The sequence below is a fragment of the Pseudomonas parasichuanensis genome (assembly GCF_021601385.1).
Taxonomy (GTDB): domain Bacteria; phylum Pseudomonadota; class Gammaproteobacteria; order Pseudomonadales; family Pseudomonadaceae; genus Aquipseudomonas; species Aquipseudomonas parasichuanensis.
On record NZ_BQHO01000021.1, the window covers coordinates 23,470 to 49,059 of the forward strand.

At 65.1% G+C, this 25,590-nt stretch carries 27 protein-coding genes; 17 read left to right on the forward strand and 10 right to left on the reverse strand.

The window, feature by feature from the left end:
- The first annotated feature begins 92 nt into the window (after positions 1-92).
- The 3 genes from L6D77_RS17020 (at position 93) to L6D77_RS17030 (ending at position 4,938) form a co-directional block, all read left to right on the forward strand.
- Entirely contained in the window at positions 93-2,312 is a 2,220-nt protein-coding gene (locus tag L6D77_RS17020; protein WP_232882972.1) for a primosomal protein N', read from the forward strand.
- Between the two features lie 192 nt (positions 2,313-2,504).
- Positions 2,505-4,241, forward strand: a complete 1,737-nt coding sequence (gene argS / locus L6D77_RS17025) for an arginine--tRNA ligase (RefSeq protein ID WP_232882973.1) — start codon at positions 2,505-2,507, stop codon at positions 4,239-4,241.
- Between the two features lies 1 nt (position 4,242).
- Entirely contained in the window at positions 4,243-4,938 is a 696-nt protein-coding gene (locus L6D77_RS17030) for an SPOR domain-containing protein (RefSeq protein WP_232882974.1), read from the forward strand.
- A 39-nt stretch (positions 4,939-4,977) separates the two neighbouring features.
- Here the strand turns inward: L6D77_RS17030 and L6D77_RS17035 are convergent, their stop codons facing one another.
- Positions 4,978-5,403, reverse strand: coding sequence for an NINE protein (locus L6D77_RS17035; protein WP_232882975.1), 426 nt, complete (start codon positions 5,401-5,403; stop codon positions 4,978-4,980).
- A gap of 158 nt (positions 5,404-5,561) precedes the next feature.
- Between L6D77_RS17035 and L6D77_RS17040 the strand changes: the two genes are divergently transcribed.
- On the forward strand, positions 5,562-6,200 hold the full coding sequence (locus tag L6D77_RS17040) for a C40 family peptidase (protein WP_232882976.1): 639 nt from the start codon (positions 5,562-5,564) through the stop codon (positions 6,198-6,200).
- Positions 6,201-6,251: 51 nt separating this feature from the next.
- Here the strand turns inward: L6D77_RS17040 and L6D77_RS17045 are convergent, their stop codons facing one another.
- Positions 6,252-7,244 (reverse strand): type IV pilus twitching motility protein PilT, encoded by a 993-nt coding sequence (locus tag L6D77_RS17045; protein ID WP_232882977.1) that lies wholly within the window; start codon positions 7,242-7,244, stop codon positions 6,252-6,254.
- A 65-nt stretch (positions 7,245-7,309) separates the two neighbouring features.
- On the opposite strand from L6D77_RS17045, the gene L6D77_RS17050 reads away from it, so the two are divergent.
- From L6D77_RS17050 to L6D77_RS17090, 9 genes are all read left to right on the forward strand, one after another.
- A complete protein-coding gene (locus L6D77_RS17050) occupies positions 7,310-7,996 on the forward strand; it encodes a YggS family pyridoxal phosphate-dependent enzyme (RefSeq protein ID WP_232882978.1) in 687 nt (228 codons plus the stop codon).
- 39 nt (positions 7,997-8,035) lie between these two features.
- Positions 8,036-8,854, forward strand: a complete 819-nt coding sequence (gene proC / locus L6D77_RS17055) for a pyrroline-5-carboxylate reductase (RefSeq protein WP_232882979.1) — start codon at positions 8,036-8,038, stop codon at positions 8,852-8,854.
- A gap of 13 nt (positions 8,855-8,867) precedes the next feature.
- Positions 8,868-9,458 carry a YggT family protein gene (locus L6D77_RS17060; protein WP_110996007.1) on the forward strand — a complete coding sequence of 197 codons (591 nt, stop codon included), beginning with the start codon at positions 8,868-8,870 and terminating at the stop codon, positions 9,456-9,458.
- Positions 9,459-9,546: 88 nt separating this feature from the next.
- Positions 9,547-10,686: a homoserine O-succinyltransferase MetX gene (gene metX, locus L6D77_RS17065; RefSeq protein ID WP_232882980.1), complete on the forward strand. Its 1,140-nt coding sequence runs from the start codon at positions 9,547-9,549 to the stop codon at positions 10,684-10,686.
- A gap of 7 nt (positions 10,687-10,693) precedes the next feature.
- Positions 10,694-11,314 carry a methionine biosynthesis protein MetW gene (gene metW, locus L6D77_RS17070; RefSeq protein WP_232882981.1) on the forward strand — a complete coding sequence of 207 codons (621 nt, stop codon included), beginning with the start codon at positions 10,694-10,696 and terminating at the stop codon, positions 11,312-11,314.
- 25 nt (positions 11,315-11,339) lie between these two features.
- Entirely contained in the window at positions 11,340-11,774 is a 435-nt protein-coding gene (locus L6D77_RS17075; protein WP_232882982.1) for a DUF4426 domain-containing protein, read from the forward strand.
- Positions 11,771-12,367 carry an RdgB/HAM1 family non-canonical purine NTP pyrophosphatase gene (gene rdgB, locus L6D77_RS17080; protein ID WP_085677931.1) on the forward strand — a complete coding sequence of 199 codons (597 nt, stop codon included), beginning with the start codon at positions 11,771-11,773 and terminating at the stop codon, positions 12,365-12,367. Before L6D77_RS17075 ends, rdgB begins: the two co-directional genes overlap by 4 nt.
- Positions 12,364-13,542 (forward strand): radical SAM family heme chaperone HemW, encoded by a 1,179-nt coding sequence (hemW, locus tag L6D77_RS17085; RefSeq protein WP_232882983.1) that lies wholly within the window; start codon positions 12,364-12,366, stop codon positions 13,540-13,542. Before rdgB ends, hemW begins: the two co-directional genes overlap by 4 nt.
- A 9-nt stretch (positions 13,543-13,551) precedes the next feature.
- Positions 13,552-13,878, forward strand: coding sequence for a DUF3392 family protein (locus L6D77_RS17090; RefSeq protein WP_110735365.1), 327 nt, complete (start codon positions 13,552-13,554; stop codon positions 13,876-13,878).
- Between the two features lie 619 nt (positions 13,879-14,497).
- Here L6D77_RS17090 and trmB read toward each other — a convergent pair.
- The 4 genes from trmB to L6D77_RS17110 form a co-directional block, all read right to left on the reverse strand.
- Complete coding sequence (trmB, locus tag L6D77_RS17095) at positions 14,498-15,220, reverse strand: tRNA (guanosine(46)-N7)-methyltransferase TrmB (RefSeq protein WP_232882984.1); 723 nt, start codon at positions 15,218-15,220, stop codon at positions 14,498-14,500.
- Between the two features lie 9 nt (positions 15,221-15,229).
- A complete protein-coding gene (locus L6D77_RS17100; RefSeq protein WP_232882985.1) occupies positions 15,230-16,042 on the reverse strand; it encodes a thiazole synthase in 813 nt (270 codons plus the stop codon).
- 52 nt (positions 16,043-16,094) lie between these two features.
- Positions 16,095-16,295 (reverse strand): sulfur carrier protein ThiS, encoded by a 201-nt coding sequence (gene thiS / locus L6D77_RS17105; RefSeq protein WP_153785525.1) that lies wholly within the window; start codon positions 16,293-16,295, stop codon positions 16,095-16,097.
- Positions 16,296-16,397: 102 nt separating this feature from the next.
- Positions 16,398-16,769 carry a DUF423 domain-containing protein gene (locus tag L6D77_RS17110; RefSeq protein WP_125465930.1) on the reverse strand — a complete coding sequence of 124 codons (372 nt, stop codon included), beginning with the start codon at positions 16,767-16,769 and terminating at the stop codon, positions 16,398-16,400.
- Positions 16,770-16,833: 64 nt separating this feature from the next.
- Between L6D77_RS17110 and mtgA the strand changes: the two genes are divergently transcribed.
- Positions 16,834-17,544, forward strand: a complete 711-nt coding sequence (gene mtgA / locus L6D77_RS17115; RefSeq protein WP_232882986.1) for a monofunctional biosynthetic peptidoglycan transglycosylase — start codon at positions 16,834-16,836, stop codon at positions 17,542-17,544.
- A gap of 200 nt (positions 17,545-17,744) precedes the next feature.
- On the opposite strand, the gene rpoH is transcribed toward mtgA, so the two are convergent.
- From rpoH to ftsY, 4 genes are all read right to left on the reverse strand, one after another.
- Positions 17,745-18,599 (reverse strand): RNA polymerase sigma factor RpoH, encoded by an 855-nt coding sequence (rpoH, locus tag L6D77_RS17120; RefSeq protein ID WP_110996018.1) that lies wholly within the window; start codon positions 18,597-18,599, stop codon positions 17,745-17,747.
- Between the two features lie 109 nt (positions 18,600-18,708).
- A complete protein-coding gene (gene ftsX, locus L6D77_RS17125) occupies positions 18,709-19,737 on the reverse strand; it encodes a permease-like cell division protein FtsX (RefSeq protein ID WP_232882987.1) in 1,029 nt (342 codons plus the stop codon).
- Complete coding sequence (gene ftsE / locus L6D77_RS17130; protein WP_011531723.1) at positions 19,734-20,405, reverse strand: cell division ATP-binding protein FtsE; 672 nt, start codon at positions 20,403-20,405, stop codon at positions 19,734-19,736. Before ftsE ends, ftsX begins: the two co-directional genes overlap by 4 nt.
- Entirely contained in the window at positions 20,402-21,907 is a 1,506-nt protein-coding gene (gene ftsY, locus L6D77_RS17135) for a signal recognition particle-docking protein FtsY (protein WP_232882988.1), read from the reverse strand. Before ftsY ends, ftsE begins: the two co-directional genes overlap by 4 nt.
- A gap of 234 nt (positions 21,908-22,141) precedes the next feature.
- On the opposite strand from ftsY, the gene L6D77_RS17140 reads away from it, so the two are divergent.
- The 3 genes from L6D77_RS17140 to rsmD are packed head-to-tail and all read left to right on the forward strand — an operon-like array spanning position 22,142 to position 25,576.
- The gene (locus L6D77_RS17140; RefSeq protein ID WP_232882989.1) at positions 22,142-23,497 is read left to right on the forward strand and encodes a M16 family metallopeptidase; all 1,356 of its coding nucleotides are present in this window, start codon (positions 22,142-22,144) and stop codon (positions 23,495-23,497) included.
- A complete protein-coding gene (locus tag L6D77_RS17145) occupies positions 23,490-24,983 on the forward strand; it encodes a M16 family metallopeptidase (RefSeq protein ID WP_232882990.1) in 1,494 nt (497 codons plus the stop codon). The genes L6D77_RS17140 and L6D77_RS17145 overlap by 8 nt, the downstream gene beginning before the upstream one ends.
- Positions 24,983-25,576 (forward strand): 16S rRNA (guanine(966)-N(2))-methyltransferase RsmD, encoded by a 594-nt coding sequence (gene rsmD / locus L6D77_RS17150; protein WP_232882991.1) that lies wholly within the window; start codon positions 24,983-24,985, stop codon positions 25,574-25,576. The genes L6D77_RS17145 and rsmD overlap by 1 nt, the downstream gene beginning before the upstream one ends.
- Positions 25,577-25,590 lie beyond the last annotated feature (14 nt).

Sequence of the window (25,590 nt, forward strand, 5' to 3'; positions counted from 1 at the left end):
CAGAGCGCGACGCCAGCGCAAGTTGTCGCTTGCACCGACCGTCGTCTGCTAGGCTCGCCTGATTTGTGAAACGCCCTCCAGAGACCTTCCGCGTGTCCGACGTCATCCTGCGCCTTGCCCTGCCCTCGCCCCTGCGTCGCCTGTTCGACTACCGGGCCACCGCGAGCATGGCGCGCCAGACGCTGACCCCCGGCATGCGCTTTCGCGTGCCGTTCGGCCGCAGGGAAATGATCGGCGTGCTGGTGGAGGTGGCCGACAAAAGCGAAGTGCCAGCGGACAAGCTCAAACCCGCCAGCGCCCTGCTCGACCCGGTCTCGCCCCTGCCGCCAGCGCTGTTCAAGCTGTGCCTGTGGACGGCGCAGTACTACCAGCACAGCCTGGGCGACACCCTGAACTGGGCGCTGCCCACCCTGTTGCGCCAGGGCGAGCTGGCCGAAGCGCGCCAGGAGCGCTTCTGGCATGTCGCCGCCGGGGCACGCCTGGAAGACCCGCGCATTGCCCGCGCGCCGCGCCAGCGCGAGGCCCTGAAGACGCTTTCGCAGCACCCGCACGGTGTGGCCCACAGCCTGCTGAGCAAGCTCGGCCTGAACAAGGACAGCCTCGACCTGCTGCTGGCCAAGGACCTGGTCGAGGTGGAGACCCGCCGCCATCTGCCACCCGCCCGTCACGAGCACTGGCTGGCCCAGCCGGAGCTGCCGCTCAACGAAGAACAGCGCGCCGCCTTCGAGGCCGTGCGCTCAGGTTTCGGCGCCTTCCACGCCTTCCTGCTGGCGGGCGTCACCGGCAGCGGCAAGACCGAGGTGTACCTGCAGCTGATCCGCGAAACCCTGGAGGCAGGCAAACAGGCGCTGATCCTGATCCCCGAGATCAACCTCGGCCCGCAGACCTTGCAGCGCTTCGAGCAACGCTTCAACGCACGCATCGCCCTGCTGCACTCGGCAGTGGGCGACCGCGAACGCCTGGACGCCTGGCTGGCAGCCCGTGATGGCGAGGCGGACATCATCATCGGCACCCGCTCGGCACTGTTCACGCCGATGAAGAACCCGGGGTTGATCATCATCGACGAGGAGCACGACGGCTCCTATAAACAGCAGGAAGGCCTGCGCTACCACGCCCGCGACCTGGCGGTGGTGCGGGCGCACCAGGAGAACATCCCGATCCTGCTGGGTTCGGCCACCCCGTCGCTGGAGAGCCTGCACAACGCCCACAGCGGTCGCTATGGCCTGCTGCGCATGAACCAGCGCGCCGGCGGCGCCCGCGCGCCACGTTTCCTGCGCCTGGACGTGCGCAGCCTGCCACTGGACAGCGGCATCAGCGGCCCGCTGCAGCAAGCCATACGCCAGACCCTGGAAGCCGGCCAACAGGTGCTGGTGTTCCTCAACCGCCGCGGCTTCGCCCCAACCCTGCTGTGCCACGACTGCGGCTGGCTTTCGGAGTGCCCGCGGTGCGACGCACGCATGACCGTGCACCAGCGCTCGGCCGTGCTGCGCTGCCACCACTGCGGTTACGACGAACGCCTGCCGTTGCAGTGCCCGCAATGCGCCCACGTCGACCTGCGCCCGGTCGGCGCCGGCACCGAACGCGCCGAAGAACGCCTGAAAGTGCTGTTCCCCGATTACCCGATCCTGCGCGTGGACCGCGACAGCACCTCGCGCAAGGACGCCATGCACAACCTGTTCACCACCATCCAGCGCGGCCAGCCGAGCATCCTGGTCGGCACCCAGATGCTGGCCAAGGGGCACCACTTCCCGCGGGTGACCCTGGTGGCGATCCTCGATGCTGACGGCGGGCTGTTCTCCGGCGACTTCCGCGCCAGCGAGCGCATGGCCCAGCTGATCGTGCAGGTGGCGGGCCGCGCCGGGCGCGCCGAAGAACCGGGCAAGGTCATCGTGCAGACCCACCTGGCCGACCACCCGCTGCTGGTGCAACTGACCGAACAGGGCTACTTCGCCTTCGCCGAGCAGGCATTGAGCGAGCGCCGCGCCGCCGGCCTGCCGCCGTTCGCCCACCTGGCCCTGCTGCGCGCCGATGCGCACAAGCCCGGCCAGGCCGAAGGTTTCCTCGATGAAGCCTGCGCCGCCGCCGAGCGCGTGCTGGCCGAACAGGGCCTGCATGGCATCGAGCTGCTGGGCCCGGTGCCCGCGCCCATGGAGCGACGGGCGGGGCGATTCCGCGCGCAACTGTTGCTCCAGGCCAATGCCCGGGCTCAGTTGCATCGACTGATCAGTGCCTGGTTGCTAGTGTTGGAGCAGATGCCGTCCGGGCGGCAGGTGCGCTGGTCGCTGGATGTCGACCCGGTCGACCTTTACTGAGCGACAAGTTGCAAGCTTCAAGCAGCAAGAAAGAGCGGTATTGCGCAGGTTTTTTTTGCTTGCTGCTTGCAGCTTGGCGCTTGCAGCTGCCGTCGAAAGGTTGGCAACCCGCCCCTGGCAACGGATAATGCCCAGTTTTTCCACCTGCGCATCGAAGCGCCCCACCGCGCTTGCGGTCGAAAAGAGATCCCCATGAAAGACACCATTCGCCAGCTGATCCAGCAAGCCCTCACCCAACTCGTCACCGACGGTGTGCTGCCTGAAGGGCTGACGCCGGCGATCCAGGTGGAAAACGCCCGGGACAAGACCCACGGCGACTTCGCCAGCAACATCGCCATGATGCTGGCCAAACCGGCCGGCATGAAGCCGCGTGACCTGGCTGAGAAAATCATTGCCGCCCTGCCGGCCAGCGCCGACATCAGCAAGGCCGAGATCGCAGGCCCCGGCTTTCTGAACTTCTTCCAGAACACCGACGCCCTGGCCAATCGCCTCGACGCCGCCCTGGCCGACGACCACCTGGGGGTGCGCAAGGCCGGCCCGCTGGAGAAAGTCGTGATCGACATGTCGGCGCCGAACCTGGCCAAGGAGATGCACGTTGGCCATCTGCGCTCGACCATCATCGGCGACAGCGTCGCCCGCGTGCTGGAGTTCCTCGGCGACAACGTCATCCGCCAGAACCACGTCGGCGACTGGGGCACCCAGTTCGGCATGCTGATGGCCTACCTGCAGGAAAACCCGATCACCAGCGACGAGCTGTCGGACCTGGAGAACTTCTACCGCGCGGCGAAGAAGCGCTTCGACGAGTCCGAAGAATTCGCCACCCGCGCCCGCGGCCTGGTGGTCAAGCTGCAGGCCGGCGACCCCGAGTGCCTGGCACTGTGGACGCGCTTCAAGGACATCTCGCTGTCCCACTGCCAGAAGACCTACGAGCTGCTCAACGTCAAACTGACCATGGCCGACGTGATGGGCGAGAGCGCCTACAACGACGACCTGGCCCAGGTGGTCGCCGATCTCAAGGCCAAGGGCCTGCTGGTGGAGAACCAGGGCGCCCAGTGCGTGTTCCTCGACGAATTCAAGAACGCCGAGGGCGACCCGCTGCCGGTGATCGTGCAGAAGGCCGACGGCGGCTACCTGTACGCCACCACCGACCTGGCCGCCGTGCGCTACCGCAGCAACAAACTTCAAGCTGACCGCGCCCTGTACTTCGTCGACCAGCGCCAGGCCCTGCACTTCAACCAGGTGTTCGAAGTGGCCCGCCGCGCAGGCTTCGTCGGCCACCCGATGCAGATGGAACACATGGGCTTCGGCACCATGAACGGCGCCGACGGCCGCCCGTTCAAGACCCGCGATGGCGGCACCGTCAAGCTGATCGACCTGCTCAACGAGGCCAAGGAGCGCGCCTATGCGCTGGTCAAGGAGAAGAACCCGAGCCTGGCCGAGGACGAGCTGCGCAAGATCGGTGAAGTGGTAGGCATCGGCGCGGTCAAGTACGCCGACCTGTCCAAGCACCGCACCAGCGACTACAGCTTCAACTTCGAGCTGATGCTCAACTTCGAAGGCAACACCGCGCCCTACCTGCTGTACGCCTACACCCGTGTGGCCGGCGTGTTCCGCAAGCTCGGCAAGGGCTTCGACGAGGTGGACGGCAAGATCGTGCTGCAAGCCGCCCATGAGCAGGACCTGGCCGCGCGCCTGGCGCAGTTCGGCGAAATTCTCAACAACGTCGCCGACAAAGGCACCCCGCACGTACTGTGCAGCTACCTGTACGACCTCGCCGGCCTGTTCTCCAGCTTCTACGAGAACTGCCCGATCCTCACCGCCGAGACCCCGGAGCAGCAACAGAGCCGCCTGCGCCTGGCAGCCCTGACCGGCCGCACCCTCAAGCAGGGCCTGGAGCTGCTCGGCCTGGAAACCCTGGAGCGTATGTAACTTGGCTGCTGCAAAGAAAAAGCCCGCGCCCAAGCGCGGCGCCAGCCGCCACCAGCCCGCCGCCAAACAGCCGATCCCAGGCTGGGTATGGCTGGCGGTCGGCCTGACTGTCGGCGCGTTCATCGTCTTCCTGATGAAGCTGGAGCCGGGGGGCGGTGACATCAAGCGCACCAAGCCCGAACAGCAGAAGCCGGAGAAAGTCGCCGAGGCGAGCAAGACCACCACGCCTACGCCGCAGCAACCGGTGAAGCCGAAGTACGACTTCTACACCCTGCTGCCGGAATCGGAAGTGATCGTGCCGCCGGAAGCGGTGCCCGAGAAGACCCCGCCGGTGCCGGCCGTGCCCACCACCCCGGTCACCCCAGCGGAAGCGGCGAAAATCGACACCGCCCGCGCCCAGGCCGCGCTGCTGGGGCAAACGCCACCTCCGGCACCACCGGTGATCAAGCCGGCACCGACCACCCAGTTCTTCCTGCAGGCCGGCTCGTTCCGCAAGCAGGCAGATGCCGACAAGGTCCGCGCACAGATCATCCTGCTCGGCCAGGCGGTCAAGGTGGAGTCGGGGACGGTGAAAGAAGAAACCTGGTACCGCGTGATGGTCGGGCCGTTCAGCAACCGCGAGCAGCTCACCGTGGCGCAGAAGCAACTGGCCGGGGCAGGCTTCAGCAACCTGCTGTTGCAGCAACGACGCCAGTAACGAAAAAGGCCTTGCCGCTCGCCGCGACAAGGCCTTTTTTCATACCCGGCGACGCTCGGCGTTGACCTGGGAGATCTGGCTGTTCAGGGTCCAGAAATCGTACAGCACGCCCAGCAGGAACAGCCCGCCGGTGAACAGGTAGATCAGCGCACTGATCCATTTGCCCTGATACAGGCGGTGCACACCGAACACGCCCAGGAAGGTCAGGAAGATCCACGCCAGGTTGTAGTCCACACCGCCGGACTCGAAGCGCAGATCGGCCTCTCGGTCCATCGACGGGATCAGGAACAGGTCGATCAGCCAGCCAATCCCCAGCAGCCCCAGGGTGAAGAACCAGATCGTCCCGGTGATCGGCTTACCGTAGTAGAAACGGTGCGCGCCGGTGAAGCCGAAAATCCACAACAGGTAGCCGAGGACCTTGCTGTGGGTGTCGTGCGCGGGCGCACCCTGTTGATAACCATTCATTCGAAGCCCTCGTGGGTTAGCCGAAAATTTTCTAACGGAAAATGTGACTTTTCCGTGTTGACCCGACATATGGTACGTGGCCAATCGACCAACGGATCAGAATTTGATCAAAAAGCTGTTATAAAGTTGCGCGCCAACACCTTATAAGAGCATCAACTATGCCGCCTTTCATCAAGACATGGCTGACCCTCTGCCTTTTATTACCCCTGGCCGCCCACGCCACCAATCGTGAGCAACGTCTTCCAAGCGGTTTCACCGGCTACACGAGCAATGCCGACAGCTCGGTGAAACGCGCGCCTGTGCAGTACCGCAAGGCCACCCTCAGCGCCCGCCCGAACAATGCCAACCAGCGCCAGGCGCTGCAGGCCGTGGCCATGTCGCCCAAGCAGAGCAGCGAAGTGCTCAGCCGCGCCGTGAACGTGCTCGGCACGCCGTACCGCTGGGGCGGCAGCAGCCCGAAGAAGGGCTTCGACTGCAGCGGCCTGGTCAAGTACGCCTTCAACGACGTGGCTGACGTCGACCTGCCGCGCACCTCCAACGCCATGGCCCAGGGCCAGGGCGTGAAGGTGGCCAAGAGCGACCTCAAGCCGGGCGACCTGATTTTCTTCAACATCAAGAGCCGCCGGGTCAACCATGTGGCCATCTACCTGGGTAACGACCGCTTCATCCACGCGCCGCGCACCGGCAAGCGGGTGAGCATCGACAGCCTGGAGAAGCCTTACTGGCAGAAGCACTACGTCGTGGCCAAGCGCGTCCTGCCCAAGGACCAGCAGGCGTTGGCCCTGGCCAAGCGCTAAACCGTCAATCGCGGGGCTTGCCCCGCGATTTCGCTCGAACAGGCAACAACGCTAGTCAACCAGCCCCATCTGCTTGAGCGCCTGCATCGCCCCCTCCATCGTTCGCATCCCCTGCGCCGCCCCCGCCTGCATCACCGACTGCAGCTGCGCCATGCGCCCCTCGCGAATCAAGTTGCGCACCGCTGGCGTCGCCACCAGCACCTCCCTTGCCGCCACCCTGCCACCGCCTACCCGCCTGACCAGCACCTGAGCCACCACCAGGCGCAGCGACTCGGCCAGCATCATCCGCACCAGCGGCTTCTCCTCGGCCGCGAACACCTCCACCAGCCGGTCGATACTGTTCAGCGCCGAACGGGTGTGCACCGTCGCCAGCACCAGATGCCCGGTTTCAGCTGCGCGCAACGCCAGGCGGATACTCTCCAGATCGCGTAATTCGCCAACCATGATCACATCCGGGTCCTGGCGCAAGGCGCTGCGCAACCCTTGGGCGAAGTCACGGCTGTGCACGCCGATCTCCCGCTGATTGACCAGGCAGCCCTGGCCGCTGTGGATAAATTCGATGGGGTCTTCAAGGGTGATGACCTGCAGCGCGCGTTCGCGATTGAGCTGATCGAGCAGCGCCGCCAAGGTGCTGGACTTGCCGCTGCCCGTCGGCCCACCCACCAGCACCAGGCCATCCTGGCATTGCGCAACGGCTTGATACACATCGTTCAGGTCAAGTTCGTCGAGGCTTGGGGCCCGCGCCGGGATCAGCCGCACGCTTGCGCCCAGCCCATTGCGCTGGCGAAACAGGTTCAAGCGCAGGCGCCCCACGCCGGGCACGCTCAGCGCCAGGTCCAGTTCATCACCGCTCACCCATTGCCGCCGCTGCCCGTCATCGAGCAGGCCGGCCATTCCCTGTTCCAGCGCCGCGCAGCTCAACACCGGCAGCGCCATGCGCTGCAACTCGCCATCCAGGCGCAACAACGGTGGCTCGCCCGTGGCCAGGTGCAGGTCACTGGCGCCCGCAGCCACAGCCCGGTCCAGCAGGTCGGTCACATCCATGAGACTCCCCAATGGCCATCAAGCAGGTAGAATGCCGCAGACCTCACAACCGCCGGCGACGATCCATGTCCACCCTAGCAGACAACATTTCCGCCATCGCCAGCCGTATCGACAGCGCGGCCAGGGCCGCCGGACGCGACCCGGCCAGCGTCCAGTTGCTCGCGGTCAGCAAGACCAAGCCCGCCAGCGCCGTTCGCGAGGCCTTTGCGGCCGGCCTGCGCGATGTGGGCGAGAACTACCTTCAGGAGGCCCTGACAAAACAACAGGCACTTTCCGACCTGCCCTTGATCTGGCACTTCATCGGCCCCATTCAGTCGAACAAGACCAAAGCCATCGCCGAGCACTTCGACTGGGTACATTCCGTGGACCGCCTGAAGATCGCCCAACGCCTGTCCGAGCAACGCCCGGGCAACCTGCCGCCGCTGAACATCTGCCTGCAGGTGAACGTCAGCGGTGAAGACAGCAAGTCCGGCTGCGCGCCCGCCGACCTGCCGGCGTTGGCCCAGGCCGTCAGCACCCTCCCCGGCCTGCGCCTGCGCGGGCTGATGGCGATCCCGGAACCGACCGAAGACCGTGCAGAACAAGAGGCCGCCTTCGCCACCCTGCGCGAGCTGCAAGCGCAACTCGGCCTGGGCCTGGACACGCTTTCGATGGGCATGAGCCACGACCTGGAAGCCGCCATTGCCCAAGGTGCGACCTGGGTCCGTATCGGCACCGCCCTGTTCGGTGCCCGCGACTACGGCCAGCCCTGAATCCATGCTTAAACTCACTCTTTCCCTCAAGGACCTGACATGAGCAAGACTCGTATTGCCTTTATCGGCGCCGGCAACATGGCCGCCAGCCTGATCGGCGGCCTGCGCGCCCAGGGCCTGGACGCCTCGCAGATCCGCGCCAGCGACCCGGGTGCCGACACCCGCGCGCGCATCCAGGCCGAGCATGGCATCGAAGCGTTCGCCGACAACGCCCAGGCCATCGACGGCGTCGACGTGATCGTCCTGGCGGTCAAGCCGCAGGTGATGAAAGCCGTCTGCGAAACCCTGAAGCCGAACCTCAAGCCCGGCCAGTTGGTCGTGTCCATCGCCGCCGGCATCACCTGCGCCAGCCTGCAAGCCTGGCTGGGCGCGATCCCGGTGGTGCGCTGCATGCCCAACACCCCGGCACTGCTGCGCCAGGGCGTCAGCGGCCTGTACGCCACCCAGCAGGTGTCAGCCGAACAGCGCGCGCAGGCCGAACAGTTGCTGTCCGCTGTCGGTACCGCCCTGTGGCTGGACCAGGAGCAGCAACTGGATGCCGTCACCGCTGTTTCCGGCAGCGGCCCGGCGTACTTCTTCCTGCTGATCGAAGCCATGACCGCCGCGGGCGAGAAGCTCGGGCTGCCGCGTGAAACCGCCTCGCAACTGACCCTGCAAACGGCCCTGGGCGCCGCACGCATGGCCGTGGCCAGCGACGTCGATGCCGCCGAACTGCGCCGCCGGGTCACCTCGCCTGCCGGCACCACCGAAGCGGCGATCAAGTCGTTCCAGGCCAATGGCTTCGAGGCCATCGTCGAGCAGGCACTGGAAGCCGCGGCCAAGCGTTCCGCGGAACTGGCCGAACAACTGGGCAAATAAGGAGCCTTTCTCAATGAATGCACTGTCCGGCGCCGCGATTTTCGTGGTGCAAACCCTGGTCAGCCTGTACCTGGCGATCGTCCTGCTGCGCTTCGTGCTGCAACTGGTCAAGGCCGACTTCTACAACCCGCTCAGCCAGTTCGCCGTGCGCGCCACCCAGCCACTGCTCAAGCCGCTGCGCCGGGTGATCCCCAGTATCGCCGGCCTGGATACCTCGTCGCTGCTGCTGTCGGTTTTGATCCAGGCGCTGCTGATGGCCTTCGTGCTGATGGTTACCTACGGCACCTTCGGCGACGTCCTGCACCTGCTGATGTGGGCGATCATCGGCATCACCTCGCTGTTCCTGAAGATTTTCTGGGTGGCGATGATCGTCATGGTGATCGTCTCGTGGGTTGCGCCCAACAGCCACAACCCTGCTGCGGAGCTGGCCTACCAGATCAGCGAGCCGGTGCTGGCACCGTTCCGTCGCCTGGTGCCGAACCTGGGCGGCATGGACATCTCGCCGATCTTCGCCTTCATCGCCATCCAGGTGATCCAGTCGTTCCTCATGCCCCAGCTGGCAGCCTACGCCGGCATGCCACAAGAGCTGTGGCGGATGATCTGACCCGCGATATCTCCTGCGGCAAGCCATTGCTTGCCGCTGGGGGTAGCGCTCTTTAGACTTACGCCTCCGTCAAGCGTGAGCAGGGTCGATGTCCACTGTCTTTCCCGAAGATTCCGTCGGTCTGGTAACACCGCAGATCGCCCGGTTCGATGAACCCTTGGCCCTGGCCTGTGGCCGCGCCCTGGCCTCGTACGAACTCATCTACGAAACCTATGGCGAGCTCAACAGCAGCGCCAGCAACGCCGTGCTCATTTGCCACGCGCTGTCCGGCCACCACCATGCCGCCGGCTACCACGCCGCCACCGACCGCAAGCCGGGCTGGTGGGACAGCTGCATCGGCCCCGGCAAGCCGATCGACACCAACCGCTTCTTCGTGGTCAGCCTGAACAACCTCGGCGGCTGCAATGGCAGCACCGGCCCCAGCAGCATCAACCCGGCCACCGGCAAGCCCTATGGCGCCGACTTCCCGGTGCTGACCGTGGAAGACTGGGTGCACAGCCAGGCGCGCCTGGCCGATCGCCTCGGCATCCACACCTGGGCGGCCATCGTCGGCGGCAGCCTGGGCGGCATGCAGGCGTTGCAGTGGACCATCACCTACCCGGACCGCGTGCGTCACTGCGTCGACATCGCCTCGGCCCCCAAGCTGTCGGCGCAGAACATCGCCTTCAACGAAGTGGCGCGCCAGGCCATCCTCACCGACCCCGAATTCCACGGCGGTTCGTTCCAGGACCAGGGCGTGATCCCCAAGCGCGGCCTCATGCTGGCGCGGATGGTCGGCCATATCACCTACCTGTCCGATGACTCGATGGGCGAGAAATTCGGCCGCGAGCTCAAGAGCGACAAGCTCAACTACGACTTCCACAGCGTCGAGTTCCAGGTCGAAAGCTACCTGCGCTACCAAGGCGAGGAGTTCTCCGGGCGTTTCGACGCCAACACCTACCTGCTGATGACCAAGGCGCTGGACTACTACGACCCGGCGGCAGCCCACGACGGCGACCTGGCGGCGACCCTGGCCCATGTCACGGCAGACTTCTGCATCATGTCGTTCACCACTGACTGGCGCTTCTCGCCGGCCCGCTCGCGGGAGATCGTCGATGCCCTGATGGCCGCACGCAAGAACGTCTGCTACCTGGACATCGACTCGCCCTACGGCCACGACGCCTTCCTGATCCCCACGCCTCGCTACATGCAGGGTTTCGCCAACTACATGAACCGCATCACCCTGTGAGGACCCCATGAGAGCCGACCTGGAAATCATCCAAGACTGGATCCCCGCCGGCAGCCGGGTGCTCGACCTGGGCTGCGGCAACGGCGAACTGCTGGCCTCGCTGCGCGAGCGCAAGAACGTCACCGGCTACGGCCTGGAGATCGACGCCGACAACATCGCCGCGTGCGTGGCCAAGGGCGTCAACGTGATCGAGCAGGACCTGGACAAGGGCCTGGGCAACTTCGCCAGCAACAGCTTCGACGTGGTGGTCATGACCCAGGCCCTGCAGGCTGTGGAGTACCCCGACCGGATTCTCGACGAAATGCTGCGGGTGGGCCGTCAGTGCATCATCACCTTCCCCAACTTCGGCCACTGGCGCTGCCGCTGGTACCTGGCGACCAAAGGCCGCATGCCGGTGTCGGACTTCATGCCCTACACCTGGTACAACACGCCTAACATTCACTTCTGCACCTTCGAAGACTTCGAGAACCTGTGCCACGAGCGCCACGCCAAGGTGCTCGACCGCCTGGCCGTCGACCACCTGCACCGTAATGGGTTGGGCGGCCGGCTTTGGCCTAATCTTCTAGGTGAAATCGGTATTTATCGCGTCAGCAGCCCGGGCTTGCAGGAGCACCAGCTCGCAGTCTGACGCTCGCGAACGGAGGAATGGGATCATGCGTCGACTAGCACTGTTTCTGATCAGCCTGTGCCTGGCCTTGCCGGTGCTGGCTGCCGATGCCGCCAAACCTGAGCGCAAGGAAGTGTTTGGCGACGTGACGGTCCACTACAGCGCCTTCACTTCGAGCATGCTGCAGCCGGACATCGCCGCCGCCACCGGCCTTACCCGCAGCAAAAACCAGGGCGTGCTCAATATCGCCGTGCTCAAGGGTGGCAAACCGGCCACTTCGGTGGTCAGCGGCACGGTCAAGGACCTGACCGGGCGCAGCAGCCCGCTGTCATTCAAGCAGATCACCGACCAGGGTGCGGTGTACTACATCGCCCAGTTCAAGATCGACCAGGCTGAGACCCTGACCTTCGACCTGAATGTCGAAACCGGCGGCATCAGCAATCAACTCAGCTTCAACCAGGAAGTGTTCCCAGGCGAATGATGAATTTCCAGCAACTCGTATTGGCCAGCCATAACGCCGGCAAGCTCAAGGAACTGCAGGCCATGCTCGGCCAGTCCGTGCAACTGCGTTCGATCGGTGAATTCAGCCAGGTGGAGCCGGAAGAAACCGGCCTGTCGTTCGTCGAGAACGCCATCCTCAAGGCGCGCAACGCCGCACGCATTTCCGGCCTGCCGGCCCTGGCCGACGACTCGGGCCTGGCGGTGGACTTCCTCGGTGGCGCGCCGGGCATCTATTCGGCGCGCTACGCCGACGGCAAGGGCGATGCGGCGAACAACGCCAAGCTGCTCGAAGCGCTGAAGGATGTACCGCAGGAGCAGCGTGGTGCGCAGTTCGTCTGTGTGCTGGCGCTGGTGCGCCATGCCGATGACCCGCTGCCGATCCTCTGCGAAGGCCTGTGGCACGGCAGCATCCTGTTCGAAGCCAGCGGTGAGCACGGTTTCGGCTACGACCCGCTGTTCTGGGTGCCCGAGCGCAAATGCTCCAGCGCCGACCTGGCCCCCGTCGACAAGAACCAGCTCAGCCACCGTGCCCGCGCCATGGCCCTGCTGCGTCAGCGTCTGGGCCTGGCATGAGCGAAAAGCTGTTGGTACAACCGGCGGGCCTGATCCTTCCCGAACTCCCGCCGCTGTCGCTGTACATCCATATCCCCTGGTGCGTGCGCAAATGCCCTTATTGCGACTTCAACTCGCATCAGGCCGGGCCCACGCTGCCCGAAGACGACTACATCGACGCCCTGCTGGCCGACCTAGACCAGGACATGCATGCCGTGCAGGGCCGGCCGATCAGTACCATCTTCTTCGGTGGCGGCACCCCCAGCCTGTTCAGCGCGGCTGCGCTTGGCCGCCTGCTGCGTGGCGTCGAGCAGCGCATCCCGTTTGCCGCGGACATCGAGATCACCCTCGAAGCCAACCCGGGCACGTTCGAGCAGGAAAAGTTCAAGGCCTACCGGCAGACCGGCATCAACCGGCTGTCCATCGGCGTGCAGAGCTTCCAGCCGGCCAAGCTTGAGAAACTCGGGCGCATCCACAACGGCGCCGAAGCGGTGCGTGCCGCCGACATGGCCCGCGCGGCGGGCTTCGACAATTTCAACATGGACCTGATGCACGGCCTGCCGGACCAGTCGCTCGACGACGCCCTGGGCGACTTGCGCCAGGCCATCGAACTGGCGCCGACGCACCTGTCCTGGTACCAGCTGACGGTCGAGCCCAACACGGTGTTCTGGAACCAGCCGCCCGAGCTGCCCGAGGACGACATCCTCTGGGATATCCAGGAAGCCGGCCAGGCGCTGATGGCCGAACATGGCTACCAGCAATACGAAGTGTCGGCCTACGCCCAGGCGGGGCGCGCCGCACGGCACAACCTCAATTACTGGCGCTTTGGCGACTTCATCGGTATCGGTGCCGGTGCCCACGGCAAGCTGTCGTTCCCCGACGGGCGCATCCTGCGCACCTGGAAGACCCGCCTGCCCAAGGACTACCTGAACCCGGCCAAGCCGTTCAAGGCTGGCGAGAAATTGCTGCCGGCCGATGAGTTGCCTTTCGAGTTCCTGATGAACGCACTGCGCCTGACCCAGGGCGTGGAAGCCGAGCTATTCACACAGCGCACAGGGTTGCCCCTGGAGCAGCTCACCGAAGCCCGCCGCAGCGCCGAACAAAAGGGCCTTCTGCAGGTCGAACCGGATCGACTGGCGGCTACGCCGCGCGGCCAGCTGTTCCTCAATGACCTGCTGCAGTACTTCTTGAATTAAGGATGACCCATGGACCTGGTACTTGACCTGCTCTCGACCGTCTCCCGCTGGAGCCGCAGCAACCTGTCGGAGATCTCGCTGGCCCTGGTGGGCTGCCTGCTGGTGCTGTTCGGCACCGATATCAAGGGCTGGGTCGAAGGGCGCCTGGGCGGCCTGGCCGGCGCCCTGCGCGTGCCGTTCATGGCGCTGCTGGTGATGATCGGCAGTGGCGCGGCATTGATCTATGCCACGCCGTGGGTCGTGAAGGGGTTGGGGCAGTTCAACAACTATGCGCTGGCACCGGTGTTGCTGGTGGTGCTGGTGTTGATCGGGGTGGTGGCTGATCGGCGTGGTTGAGCGGCAGCTAAAAGCCACCCTGGCGAACCAGGGCGGCTCCTCACCCAACTAGCCCTTAGCGGACATCATCAAAGTGATCGCGCAGCAAGTCCCTTGCAGTCTTGAACAGGATCAAGACCCGGACGAGCTTCCAGGTGCGGCTCAGCATTTTCAGCAGATGTTTCATATGCCTTGGCCTCCGTACTGGCTGAGCCAATCTTCCAGTATCTAACCGGTACTTCGACACCTTCAGAGACCCTGTGGTTGTCTCCAGTGAAGTGGCCAGGTTGATGGCCCTTCGATGAACATCACCGGCACGGGTCGTAGGCCGCGTCGAAGGGGCCGAGAAACCGTTGCAGTTCCCGGCCCGTCACTGGATAGATCACAAGGGAGCCCAGCGAGCTTACGTGAGCCAATCACCCATGGCTGTTTCCAGCGTTGTCACACGTAATGCCGGATATTTCCTCGATTGACGCGTTTTGCGGGCCGCCCTAAGATCCAGCTGTGGTTGTCTCCAGTGAAGTACGCAGGCTCAGGATTCGTAACCCGAAGCCCGCATAAAAAAACCGCCCTTCGCAAGGCGGTTTTTTTGCGCCTGCAGTTACGCAGGCTTCGAAGCATGACCCTGAACGAATGCCGCTCAGTCCACCTTCTCGAACTTCAAGTCCCACACCCCATGGCCGAGGCGCTCACCGCGACGCTCGAACTTGGTGATCGGGCGCTCTTCGGGGCGTGGCACATAGGCGCCGTCAGCCGCCTGGTTGCGATAGCCGGGTGCTGCGCTCATCACTTCCAGCATGTATTCGGCATAGGGCTCCCAGTCGGTTGCCATATGGAACACGCCACCAGCCTTGAGCTTGCGGCGCACCAGCTCGGCGAACTCCAGCTGGACGATGCGGCGCTTGTGGTGACGCGCCTTGTGCCAAGGGTCGGGGAAGAACAGCATCAGGCGGTCGAGGCTGTTGTCGGCCACGCAGCGGTTGAGCACTTCGATGGCATCGCAGTCGTAGACCCGCAGGTTCTTCAGGCCTTGGGTGAGCACACCGTTGAGCAGCGCACCAACGCCTGGACGGTGCACTTCGACACCGATGAAGTCCAGCTCGGGCGAGGCGGCGGCCATTTCCAGCAGCGAGTGGCCCATGCCGAAGCCGATCTCCAGGGTACGCGGCGCCGAACGGCCGAACACCTGGTCGTAGTCCACCGGGCTGTCGGCCAGCGGCAGGACGAACAGCGGGCCGCCCTGCTCCAGGCCGCGCTGCTGGCCTTCGGTCATGCGCCCGGCGCGCATCACGAAACTCTTGATGCGGCGGTGTGGGCGCTCTTCGCCGTCGGCGGGGATCGGCGTTTCTTGCGATTCAGTCATCTGGGGCTCTTACTTGATCAGACCATCCAGCGGCGAAGAGGCGCTGGCATAGAGTTTCTTGGGCATGCGGCCGGCCAGGTAGGCCATGCGGCCGGCGAGGATGGCGTGCTTCATCGCTTCGGCCATCAGCACCGGCTGCTGGGCGTGGGCGATCGCCGAGTTCATCAGCACCGCCTCGCAGCCCATCTCCATGGCGATAGTGGCGTCGGAGGCTGTGCCTACGCCGGCATCGACCAGCACTGGCACCTTGGATTCTTCCAGGATGATCTGCAGGTTGTAGGGGTTGCAGATCCCCAGGCCGGTGCCGATCAGACCCGCCAGGGGCATCACGGCGATGCAGCCGGCTTCGGCCAGCTGACGGGCAATGATCGGGTCATCGCTGGTGTACACCATCACGTCGAAACCTTCCTTGACCAGCACTTCGGCGGCCTTGAGGGTTTCGATGACGTTGGGGAACAGGGTCTTCTGGTCAGCCAGCACTTCCAGCTTGACCAGCGTGCGGGACTCGTGGGACTTGCGGCCATCGAGCAGTTCACGGGCCAGGCGGCAGGTGCGCACGGCTTCCACCGCATCGAAGCAGCCTGCGGTGTTCGGCAGGATGGTGTACTTGTCTGGCGACAGCACGTCGAGCAGGTTCGGCTCGCCCGCATTCTGGCCCAGGTTGGTGCGGCGCACGGCGACGGTGACGATCTCGGCACCCGAGGCCTCGGTGGCCAGGCGGGTTTCTTCCATGTCACGGTACTTGCCGGTGCCGACCAGCAGGCGCGACTGGAAAGTGCGCCCGGCCAGGATGAAGGGCTTGTCGCTGCGAACGTTGCTCATCGATGTTCCTCAGGAAAGGTTACGGGGCTTACGGGTGAATCGCCGGGCTTGCTCAACCGCCGCCGATGGCGTGGACCACTTCGACCTGGTCGCCTTCGCTCAGCATCGTGCTCTCGTGCTGGCTGCGCGGCACGATGTCCAGGTTCAGTTCCACCGCCACCCGGCGGCCGGCCAGCTCGAGCCGGCCGAGCAGGGCCGCGACGCTCTCGCTCGCGGGCAGTTCGTAAGGTTCACCGTTCAGTTGAATGCGCATGCGCACGGCCACCATTGTTCGTTGGGGCAGGCATTCTAGCCCCGATCAGCCTTGCAACCCAAGGGTGGCACGCGCCATTAGTCGCGATTGTGGACCACTCGGTCAGCCCAGGCGCCAGGCGGCCAGGCCCAGGCACAACCAGCCGGCGAGGAAGCACAGTCCACCCAGGGGGGTGATCATGCCGAGCTTGCCCAGCCCCGTCAGCGTGAGCACGTAGAGGCTGCCGGAAAACAGCACGATGCCCAGCGCGAACAAACCGCCGGCCCAGCCCACCAAGCGCCCAGGCAGGTGCACCGAGAGCACGGCCACGGCGAGGATCGCCAGGGCATGCACCAGTTGGTAGGTGACACCGGTGTGGAAGACCGCCAGGTAATCGGCACTGAGGCGGCTCTTCAGGCCATGGGCGGCGAAGGCGCCGAGCGCGACGCCGGTGAAACCGAAGAAGGCAGCGAGCATCAGGAAGCTGCGAAGCATGGGAGGACTCCTCGAAAGGGGTCTGTATAATGGCCCGTTCCAACGGTCCGGCCAAGCCATCACCATGCTGTCATCCTTCCTGCGCCACTTCACCCGCGGCCTGCTCTGGTTCGCTGCCGCAAGCATTGCCGTGGTGCTGGTACTGCGCTGGGTACCGCCGCCTGGCACGGCGCTGATGGTCGAGCGTAAGGTGGAGTCATGGTTCAGTGGCGAGCCGATCGACCTGCAGCGCGACTGGACGCCCTGGGAAGAGATCTCAGACGAGCTCAAGGTGGCGGTCATCGCCGGTGAGGACCAGAAGTTCGCCAGCCACTGGGGGTTCGACATCCCGGCCATCCAGGCGGCGCTGGCCTACAACGAACGGGGCGGCAAGGTTCGTGGTGCCAGCACCCTGACTCAGCAGGTGGCCAAGAACATGTTCCTGTGGTCTGGCCGCAGCTGGCTGCGCAAGGGCCTGGAGGCCTGGTTCACCGCGCTGATCGAGTTGTTCTGGTCGAAGGAACGGATCCTCGAGGTGTATCTGAACAGCGCTGAATGGGGCAAGGGCGTGTTCGGTGCCCAGGCGGCGGCGCGCTATCACTTTGGTGTGGACGCCAGCCGCCTCACGCGACAACAGGCCGCACTGCTCGCCGCAGTGCTGCCGAGCCCGATCAAATGGAGTGCCAGCCGCCCAAGCACCTATGTCGCCAGCCGCGCGGGGTGGATTCGCCGGCAGATGAGCCAGTTGGGTGGGCCAAGCTACCTGATGCAGCTGGATGCGTCGCGCAGGCTCTAAGCTGCGCCCACAAGGCCATCACGTAACCTGTGGGAGTGGCTTTAGCCACGAAAAAGGCAACGCGTTCGCTGGTGTTCGCGGCTAAAGCCGCTCCCACAGGGGCCTGCGATCCGTCAGGATGCGCGCAGCCACATGCCCAATGAAAAAGCCGCTGCCTCTTGCGAGAACAGCGGCTTTTTTCAATCCAGCCAGGGCGCCGATCAGATCGCGATCAATGCCTTGACCTTGTTCATTGCGTTCTTCTCCAGCTGGCGAATACGCTCGGCCGAAACGCTGTACTTGTCCGCCAGTTCATGCAGCGTGGCCTTCTCTTCAGCCAGCCAGCGCTGGTAGAGAATGTCACGGCTGCGGTCGTCCAGGCCTTGCAGGGCTTCATGCAGGTTGCTGGTGGAGTTGTCGCTCCAGTCAGCGTCTTCCAGCTGCACGGCCGGGTCGTAGCGGTGGTCTTCCAGGTAATGCGCGGGCGACTGGAAGGCACTGTCGTCATCGGCTTCGGCTGCCGGGTCGAAGGCCATGTCCTGGCCGCTCAGGCGGCTTTCCATCTCGCGCACTTCGCGGGGCTCCACGCCCAGGCTCTCTGCCACGCGATGCACTTCGTCATTGTTCAGCCAGGCCAGACGCTTCTTCTGGCTGCGCAGGTTGAAGAACAGCTTGCGCTGGGCCTTGGTGGTAGCCACCTTGACGATGCGCCAGTTACGCAGGATGAACTCGTGGATCTCGGCCTTGATCCAGTGCACCGCGAAGGACACCAGACGTACGCCCATTTCCGGGTTGAAACGCTTTACCGCCTTCATAAGGCCAACGTTGCCTTCCTGGATCAGGTCGGCCTGGGCCAGACCATAGCCAGCATAGCTACGGGCGATATGAACAACGAAACGCAGGTGGGCCATCACCATTTGCCGGGCGGCCTCGACATCCTGTTCGTAATAGAGACGCTCGCCCAGATCACGCTCCTGCTCGACCGTCAGCAGCGGGATGCTGTTGACCGTGTGCACGTAGGCTTCCAGGTTTGCACCAGGTACCAGGGCATAGGCAGGTTGCAACGATGTGGTCATTCAAGTACCTCCGACTTACAGACTCGTGCCTTGTGGGCACTGCCAGCATAGACCCGGAACCGCGAGACAAGTTCCTGGATGAAAAAAAGTCAATGCTGGCGATGAAACATTATCGTGGTGCCAGCTCGTTCAGATGCCGGGCCACCGCGATCCATGCACCGATATACCCCAACAGCACCGCGCCGATCAAGAGGGAAAGACCATCGGCAGCCGGTACCCCGCCCAGGGCGAAATCGCTGCCATACAGGCCGGAAAGCCCGACGACCGCGTCGTTGAGCCAGTTCAGGCCGAACGCCAGGATCCCCCAGGCCAGCACCCCGGCACCCAGGCCATACAGCGCCCCCATATAGAGGAATGGCCGGCGCACGTAGCTGTCGGTACCGCCCACCAGCTTGATCACTTCGATCTCGACGCGGCGGTTCTCGATATGTAGACGAATTGTGTTACCGATTACTAACAGCAAGGCAGAAATAAGCATCACCGCCAGGCCGAAGACAAAACGGTCACCCAGCTTGAGAATCGCCGCCAGGCGCTCGACCCAGACCAGGTCCAGCTGCGCCGCTTCTACCCGCGGCAGCTCTGCCAGGCGCTGGCGCAGCGCTTCCAGGGCCGGCTTGTCGACTTCGCTCGGGGTCACCACCACCACGCCGGGCAGCGGGTTGTCCGGCAGCTCGCGCAGGGCTTCGCCCAGGCCAGACTGCTGCTGGAACTCTTCCAGCGCCTGCTCACGGCTGACGTACTGGGCCTCGGCAACGCCCGGCATGCCCTTGATCTCGTCACGCAAGGCTTCACCGTCACGGCTGCTGGCGTCGAGCTTGAGATACAGCGAAATCTGCGCCGCGCGCTGCCACGAACCGCCCAGCTTCTCGACGTTCTTGAGCAGCAGCGACAGGCCCATGGGCATGCTCAGCGCCACGGCCATCACCAGGCAGGTGAAAAAGCTGCCGATCGGCTGCTTGGCCAGGCGGCGCAGGCTGTCGGCCAGGCTGGCGCGGTGGCTTTCCAGCCAGGCGTGCAGCAAGGTGCTGAAGTCCGGGCCATCATCGTCGTGGTCACCGCGCTTTTTCTTCGCGGGTTTTGGGTCGGCAGGCTTGGGCGCGACCCGCTCGGAAACCTTTGGTGTACGTGTGGTGCTCATTGCCCGGCCTCCCCATCGCCGATCAAGCGGCCGCGTTGCAGCGTCAACATGCGGTGGCGCATGCGCGCGATCAGCGCCAGGTCGTGGCTGGCGATCAAGACGGTGGTGCCCAGGCGGTTGATGTCTTCGAACACGCCCATGATCTCGGCGGCCAGGCGCGGGTCGAGGTTACCGGTGGGCTCGTCCGCCAGCAGCAATGCCGGCTGGTGGACGATCGCCCGGGCGATACCCACGCGCTGTTGCTGGCCGGTGGACAGGTCGGCCGGGAACAGCTCGCCCTTGTCACTCAACGACACGCGCTCCAGCGCCGAGTCGACGCGCTTGGCGATCTCGGCCTTGGACAGCCCGAGAATCTGCAGCGGCAGGGCGATGTTGTTGAAGACGGTACGGTCGAACAGCAACTGGTGGTTCTGGAACACCACGCCGATCTGCCGGCGCAGGAACGGGATCTGCGCATTGCTGATCTGCCCCAGGTCCTGCCCCGCCAGCAGCAGCTTGCCGCTGGTCGGGCGTTCCATGGCCAACAACAGGCGCAGCAAGGTGCTCTTGCCGGCGCCGGAGTGGCCGGTGACGAACAGGAACTCGCCACGCCGCGCCCGGAAGCTCAGCTCGTGCAGGCCGACATGGCCGTTGGGGTAGCGTTTGGCGACCTGTTCGAATCGGATCATGCAGGTTCCCGCTCGGCAAACAGCGCCTTGACGAAAGGTTCAGCTTCGAAAGTGCGCAGGTCGTCGATACCCTCGCCCACACCAATGAAGCGGATCGGAATGTTGAACTGCTTGGCCAGGGCGAAGATCACCCCACCCTTGGCGGTGCCGTCGAGCTTGGTCAGGGCCAGGCCGGTCAGCTCCACGCTCTGGTTGAAGTACTTGGCCTGGCTGATGGCGTTCTGCCCGGTACCGGCGTCGAGCACCAGCAGCACCTCGTGGGGCGCCTCGGCGTCGAGCTTGCCGATCACCCGACGGACCTTCTTCAGCTCTTCCATCAGGTTGTCCTTGGTGTGCAGGCGCCCGGCGGTGTCGGCGATCAGCACATCGACGTTGCGCGCCTTGGCGGCCTGCACGGCGTCGAAGATCACCGAGGCCGAGTCGGCGCCGGTGTGCTGGGCGATCACCGGGATCTGGTTGCGCTCGCCCCACACCTGCAACTGCTCCACGGCGGCGGCACGGAAGGTGTCACCGGCGGCGAGCATGACCTTCTTGCCTTCAAGCTGCAGTTTTTTCGCCAGCTTGCCGATGGTGGTGGTCTTGCCGGCGCCGTTCACGCCGACCACCAGGATTACGTAGGGCTTGTTCTTCGCCTCGATCTTCAATGGCTGCTCGACCGGGCGCAGCAGCGCGGCCAGCTCTTCCTGCAGCGACTTGTACAGCGCGTCGGCGTCGGCCAACTGCTTGCGGGCGACTTTCTGGGTGAGGTTCTGGACGATGGCCGAGGTGGCCTCGACGCCGACGTCGGCGGTCAGCAGGCGGGTCTCGATTTCGTCGAGCAGGTCGTCATCGATGACCTTCTTGCCCATGAACAGGCTGGCCATGCCCTCGCCGATGCTGGCGCTGGTCTTCGACAGGCCCTGCTTGAGGCGGGCGAAGAAACCGGGCTTGGACGGTTCGGCGGCGGCCACGACAACGGGTTCAGGTTCGACCGGAGTCGGCACGATGACCGGTTGGGCTTCGACAACCGGCGCAGGGGCCGGGGCGACAACGGCAGCCGGCTCGGCGAACGGGCGGGCAGGAATGGCAGGCGGCGCCTTGGGTTCCAGGTTCTCGACCAGGGCCACCGGCTCTTCGGCGACAGGCAGTACCAGGTTACTGACCGGGGCCGCAGGCACTTCTACCGCTGGTTGCACAGCAGGGGCCGCAACCACTGGCTGAGCAACTACAGCGGCGACAGGAGCAGGTTGCGGCGTGACCACCACCGGCTCTGGCACAGGCTCTGGCTGCGGCGCAACAACTACCGGCTCAGGCAAAGGCGCGACGACTACGGGCTCGGGCACTGCCGCCGGCAGCGGCTCGGCAGCAGGCGCCTGCAGTGCGGCCGGCTCTGTGGCCTGCGGTTCTGGGGTTTGCGGCTGTTCGGCGACAGGTTGTTCCGGCTTCTTGCGGAACCAGCTGAACAGGCCTTTCTTCTCGCCAGCCGCAGCCGGCGCTTTTTTGTCGTCGTTGGAACCAAACATGGAAGACGGCTATCTCAGGGTAGCGATGCGCCAGCAGTGGCGCATCGGGAATTCTTGAGTCACGCAGAACAGACTATTTTGTAACCGACTGGTTCATGCGCAACGTTTTGTCTTTAGGGCCTGCGGGCCAGAACGGCGACAGGCATGGTCGCCAGGCAACCGGATCAGTATCCTAGCACCTCCTGGCCCGCCGACGCTAAACCCAAGCGGGCCGCAGAACAGGTTAAACACCGTATGAATGCTCTAGCCCGCCGCGCCGCTGGCCTGTTGCTCGGCACGCTGTGCCTGCCGCTTGCGGCCTTCGCCGCCGATGTGCAACCCACCCACGAATTCATCCTCGACAACGGCCTTAAAGTGGTCGTGCGCGAGGACCACCGCGCCCCGGTGGTGGTTTCGCAGATCTGGTACAAGGTCGGTTCCAGCTACGAAACCCCGGGCCAGACAGGCCTGTCCCACGCCCTGGAGCACATGATGTTCAAGGGCAGCGCCAAGCTCGGCCCTGGCGAAGCCTCGCGCATCCTGCGTGACCTGGGCGCCGAAGAAAACGCCTTTACCAGCGACGACTACACCGCCTATTACCAGGTGCTGGCCCGCGACCGCCTGCCGGTGGCCCTGGAACTTGAAGCCGACCGCCTGGCCAGCCTGCGCCTGCCGGCCGACGAGTTCAGCCGCGAGATCGAGGTGATCAAGGAAGAGCGCCGCCTGCGCACCGACGACCAGCCCACCTCCAAGGCCTTCGAGCTGTTCCGTGCCATGGCCTACCCGGCCAGCGGCTACCACACCCCGACCATCGGCTGGATGGCCGACCTCGAACGCATGAAGGTCGAGGAACTGCGCCACTGGTACGAGTCCTGGTACGCGCCGAACAACGCCACCCTGGTGGTGGTCGGCGACGTCACCCCCGACGAAGTCAAAACCCTCGCCCAGAAATACTTCGGCCCCATCCCCAAGCGCGCCGTGCCCCCCAGCAAGCTGCCGCTGGAGCTGGCCGAGCCGGGCCTGCGCAAGCTGACCCTGCATGTGCAGACGCAGTTGCCGAGCCTGATCTACGGCTTCAATGTGCCGGCGCTGGCCACCGCCAAGGACCCGCGCACGGTCAACGCGCTGCGGCTGATCTCCGCTCTGCTCGACGGCGGCTACAGCGCCCGCATGCCGGCGCGCCTGGAGCGCGGCCAGGAGCTGGTGGCCGGGGCTTCGTCCAGCTATAACGCCTTCACCCGGGGCGACAGCCTGTTCCTGATCTCGGCCACCCCCAACGTGCAGAAGAAAAAGACCCTGGCCGAGGTCGAGAAAGGCGTCTGGCAACTGCTTGACGAGCTCAAAACCACGCCGCCGACCGCCGAAGAACTGGAACGCGTGCGTGCCCAGGTGATCGCCGGCCTGGTCTACGACCGCGACTCCATCAGCAGCCAGGCCACCACCATCGGCCAGTTGGAAACCGTCGGCCTGTCCTGGAAACTGATCGACAGCGAACTCGACGACCTCAAGCGTGTGACCCCGCAAGACATCCAGGCCGCTGCCCGCACCTATTTCACCCGCGAACGCCTGAGCGTTGCCCATGTACTGCCCGAGGAGTCCGCTCATGAGTGACCGCAGCGCACCCCGCTACACCCTGCTGGGCCTAGGCATCATCGTGCTGGTGGTGGCCATCGCCCTGCTGCTGGCCCGTCCGGCCCAATCCGACAGCGCCAGCCAGCCGGCTACCGCGGCCCGCCCGGCCAACTCACTGCAATCGCTGGCCGAACTGGACGGCAAGGCCCCCAGCCGCCGCCAGCTGAACATCCAGCACTGGACCACCGCCGAAGGCACCCGCGTGTTGTTCGTCGAAGCCCGCGAGCTGCCGATGTTCGACCTGCGCCTGACCTTCGCCGCCGGCAGCAGCCAGGACGGCGCGACGCCGGGCGTGGCCACGCTGACCAACGCCATGCTCAACGAGGGCGTGGCCGGCAAGGACGTCACCGCCATCGCCGAAGGCTTCGAGGGCCTGGGCGCCGACTTCGGCAACGGCTCCTACCGCGACATGGCCGTGGCTTCGCTGCGCAGCCTCAGCGCCGCCGACAAGCGCGACCCGGCCTTGAAGCTGTTCACCGAAGTGGTGGGCAAGCCGACCTTCCCGGAGGACGCCCTCAAGCGCATCAAGAACCAGATGCTGGCCGGCTTCGAGTACGAAAAGCAGAATCCCGGCAAGATCGCTGGCAAGGCGCTGTTTGCCAACCTCTACGGCAACCACCCCTACGCCCACCCCAGCGACGGCACGGCCCAGTCGGTCACCGCCATCACCCTCGATCAGCTGCGCGCTTACCACGGCAAGGCCTATGCCGCCGGCAACGCGGTGATCGCGCTGGTCGGCGACCTCAGCCGCAGCGAAGCCGAGGCCATCGCCGCCCAGGTATCGGCCGGCCTGCCCAAGGGCCCGGCCCTGGCCAAGCCCGAGCAACCCGCCGAACCCAAGCCAGGCCTGACCCACATCGACTTCGCGTCCAAGCAGACCCACCTGATGCTGGCCGAACTTGGCATCGACCGTAACGACCCGGACTGGCCCGCGCTGTCGCTGGGCAACCAGATCCTCGGCGGCGGCGCCTTCGGTACCCGGCTGATGAGCGAAGTGCGCGAGAAGCGCGGCCTCACCTACGGCGTGTACTCGGTGTTCAGCCCGATGCAGGTGCGCGGCCCGTTCATGATCAACCTGCAAACCCGCGCCGAACTCAGCGAAGGCACGCTCAAGCTGGTTCAGGACCTGTTGGCCGACTACCTCAAGAACGGCCCGACGCAACAGGAACTGGACGACGCCAAGCGCGAACTGGCCGGCAGCTTCCCGCTGTCCAATGCCAGCAACGCCAGCATCGTCGGCCAGCTGGGCGCGATCGGCTTCTACAACCTGCCGCTGAGCTGGCTGGAAGACTTCATGCAGCAGTCCCAGGCGCTGACCGTTGAGCAGGTCAAGGCCGCCATGAACAAGCACCTGGCGGCAGACAAGCTGGTGATCGTCACCGTCGGCCCGAGCGTGCCGCAACAGCCGCTGCCGGCCCCCACTGACAAACCCGCCGAGCAACCGCTCGGCGTACCGGAGCACTAATGGCAAGACCCAACACACCAGGCGCCAGCAAAGGCCCGGGCCAACTGCGCATCATTGCCGGCGAGTGGCGCAGCCGCCGCCTGGCGGTGCCGGAAGGCGACGGCCTGCGCCCCACCCCCGACCGCGTGCGCGAAACCCTGTTCAACTGGCTGGCGCCGTACATCGAGGGCGCCCGCGTGCTGGATGCCTTCACCGGCAGCGGTGCGCTGGTGCTCGAAGCCCTTTCGCGCGGTGCGCAAGACGCCGTGGCGCTGGACAGCAACCCGGCCGCCATTGCCAACCTCAAGCACAACCTCGAACTGCTGCGCTGCCCACGCGGGCAGATCCTGCAAACCGACGCCCTGCGCTACCTGCAAGGCCCGGCCAAGCAGCAGTTCGACCTGGTGTTCCTCGACCCGCCGTTCCACCAGGACCTGCTGGCCAACACCTGCAACCTGCTGGAACAGGGCCAGTGGCTGCGCGAGCAGGCGTGGGTCTACACCGAAAGCGAGGCCGCGCCGTCGAGCCTGCCGATGCCCGGCAACTGGCGCCTGCACCGGGAAAAGAAAACCGGGCAGGTGCATTACGCGCTCTGGCAGCGCATCAAGATTTAAGTAGCACCGCCCAC

Coding starts and splice junctions, on each gene's coding strand:
- metW (WP_232882981.1), top strand. CDS start 10,694: ATGAGAGCCGACCTGGAAATCATCCAAGACTGGATCCCCGCCGGCAGC.
- ftsE (WP_011531723.1), bottom strand. CDS start 20,405: ATGATCCGATTCGAACAGGTCGCCAAACGCTACCCCAACGGCCATGTC.
- L6D77_RS17100 (WP_232882985.1), bottom strand. CDS start 16,042: ATGAGCAACGTTCGCAGCGACAAGCCCTTCATCCTGGCCGGGCGCACT.
- L6D77_RS17110 (WP_125465930.1), bottom strand. CDS start 16,769: ATGCTTCGCAGCTTCCTGATGCTCGCTGCCTTCTTCGGTTTCACCGGC.
- rpoH (WP_110996018.1), bottom strand. CDS start 18,599: ATGACCACATCGTTGCAACCTGCCTATGCCCTGGTACCTGGTGCAAAC.
- proC (WP_232882979.1), top strand. CDS start 8,036: ATGAGCAAGACTCGTATTGCCTTTATCGGCGCCGGCAACATGGCCGCC.
- L6D77_RS17140 (WP_232882989.1), top strand. CDS start 22,142: ATGAATGCTCTAGCCCGCCGCGCCGCTGGCCTGTTGCTCGGCACGCTG.
- mtgA (WP_232882986.1), top strand. CDS start 16,834: ATGCTGTCATCCTTCCTGCGCCACTTCACCCGCGGCCTGCTCTGGTTC.
- ftsY (WP_232882988.1), bottom strand. CDS start 21,907: ATGTTTGGTTCCAACGACGACAAAAAAGCGCCGGCTGCGGCTGGCGAG.
- L6D77_RS17050 (WP_232882978.1), top strand. CDS start 7,310: ATGTCCACCCTAGCAGACAACATTTCCGCCATCGCCAGCCGTATCGAC.
- L6D77_RS17040 (WP_232882976.1), top strand. CDS start 5,562: ATGCCGCCTTTCATCAAGACATGGCTGACCCTCTGCCTTTTATTACCC.
- L6D77_RS17045 (WP_232882977.1), bottom strand. CDS start 7,244: ATGGATGTGACCGACCTGCTGGACCGGGCTGTGGCTGCGGGCGCCAGT.
- L6D77_RS17075 (WP_232882982.1), top strand. CDS start 11,340: ATGCGTCGACTAGCACTGTTTCTGATCAGCCTGTGCCTGGCCTTGCCG.
- rsmD (WP_232882991.1), top strand. CDS start 24,983: ATGGCAAGACCCAACACACCAGGCGCCAGCAAAGGCCCGGGCCAACTG.
- L6D77_RS17145 (WP_232882990.1), top strand. CDS start 23,490: ATGAGTGACCGCAGCGCACCCCGCTACACCCTGCTGGGCCTAGGCATC.
- metX (WP_232882980.1), top strand. CDS start 9,547: ATGTCCACTGTCTTTCCCGAAGATTCCGTCGGTCTGGTAACACCGCAG.
- ftsX (WP_232882987.1), bottom strand. CDS start 19,737: ATGAGCACCACACGTACACCAAAGGTTTCCGAGCGGGTCGCGCCCAAG.
- L6D77_RS17060 (WP_110996007.1), top strand. CDS start 8,868: ATGAATGCACTGTCCGGCGCCGCGATTTTCGTGGTGCAAACCCTGGTC.
- L6D77_RS17090 (WP_110735365.1), top strand. CDS start 13,552: ATGGACCTGGTACTTGACCTGCTCTCGACCGTCTCCCGCTGGAGCCGC.
- trmB (WP_232882984.1), bottom strand. CDS start 15,220: ATGACTGAATCGCAAGAAACGCCGATCCCCGCCGACGGCGAAGAGCGC.
- thiS (WP_153785525.1), bottom strand. CDS start 16,295: ATGCGCATTCAACTGAACGGTGAACCTTACGAACTGCCCGCGAGCGAG.
- hemW (WP_232882983.1), top strand. CDS start 12,364: ATGAGCGAAAAGCTGTTGGTACAACCGGCGGGCCTGATCCTTCCCGAA.
- argS (WP_232882973.1), top strand. CDS start 2,505: ATGAAAGACACCATTCGCCAGCTGATCCAGCAAGCCCTCACCCAACTC.
- rdgB (WP_085677931.1), top strand. CDS start 11,771: ATGATGAATTTCCAGCAACTCGTATTGGCCAGCCATAACGCCGGCAAG.
- L6D77_RS17035 (WP_232882975.1), bottom strand. CDS start 5,403: ATGAATGGTTATCAACAGGGTGCGCCCGCGCACGACACCCACAGCAAG.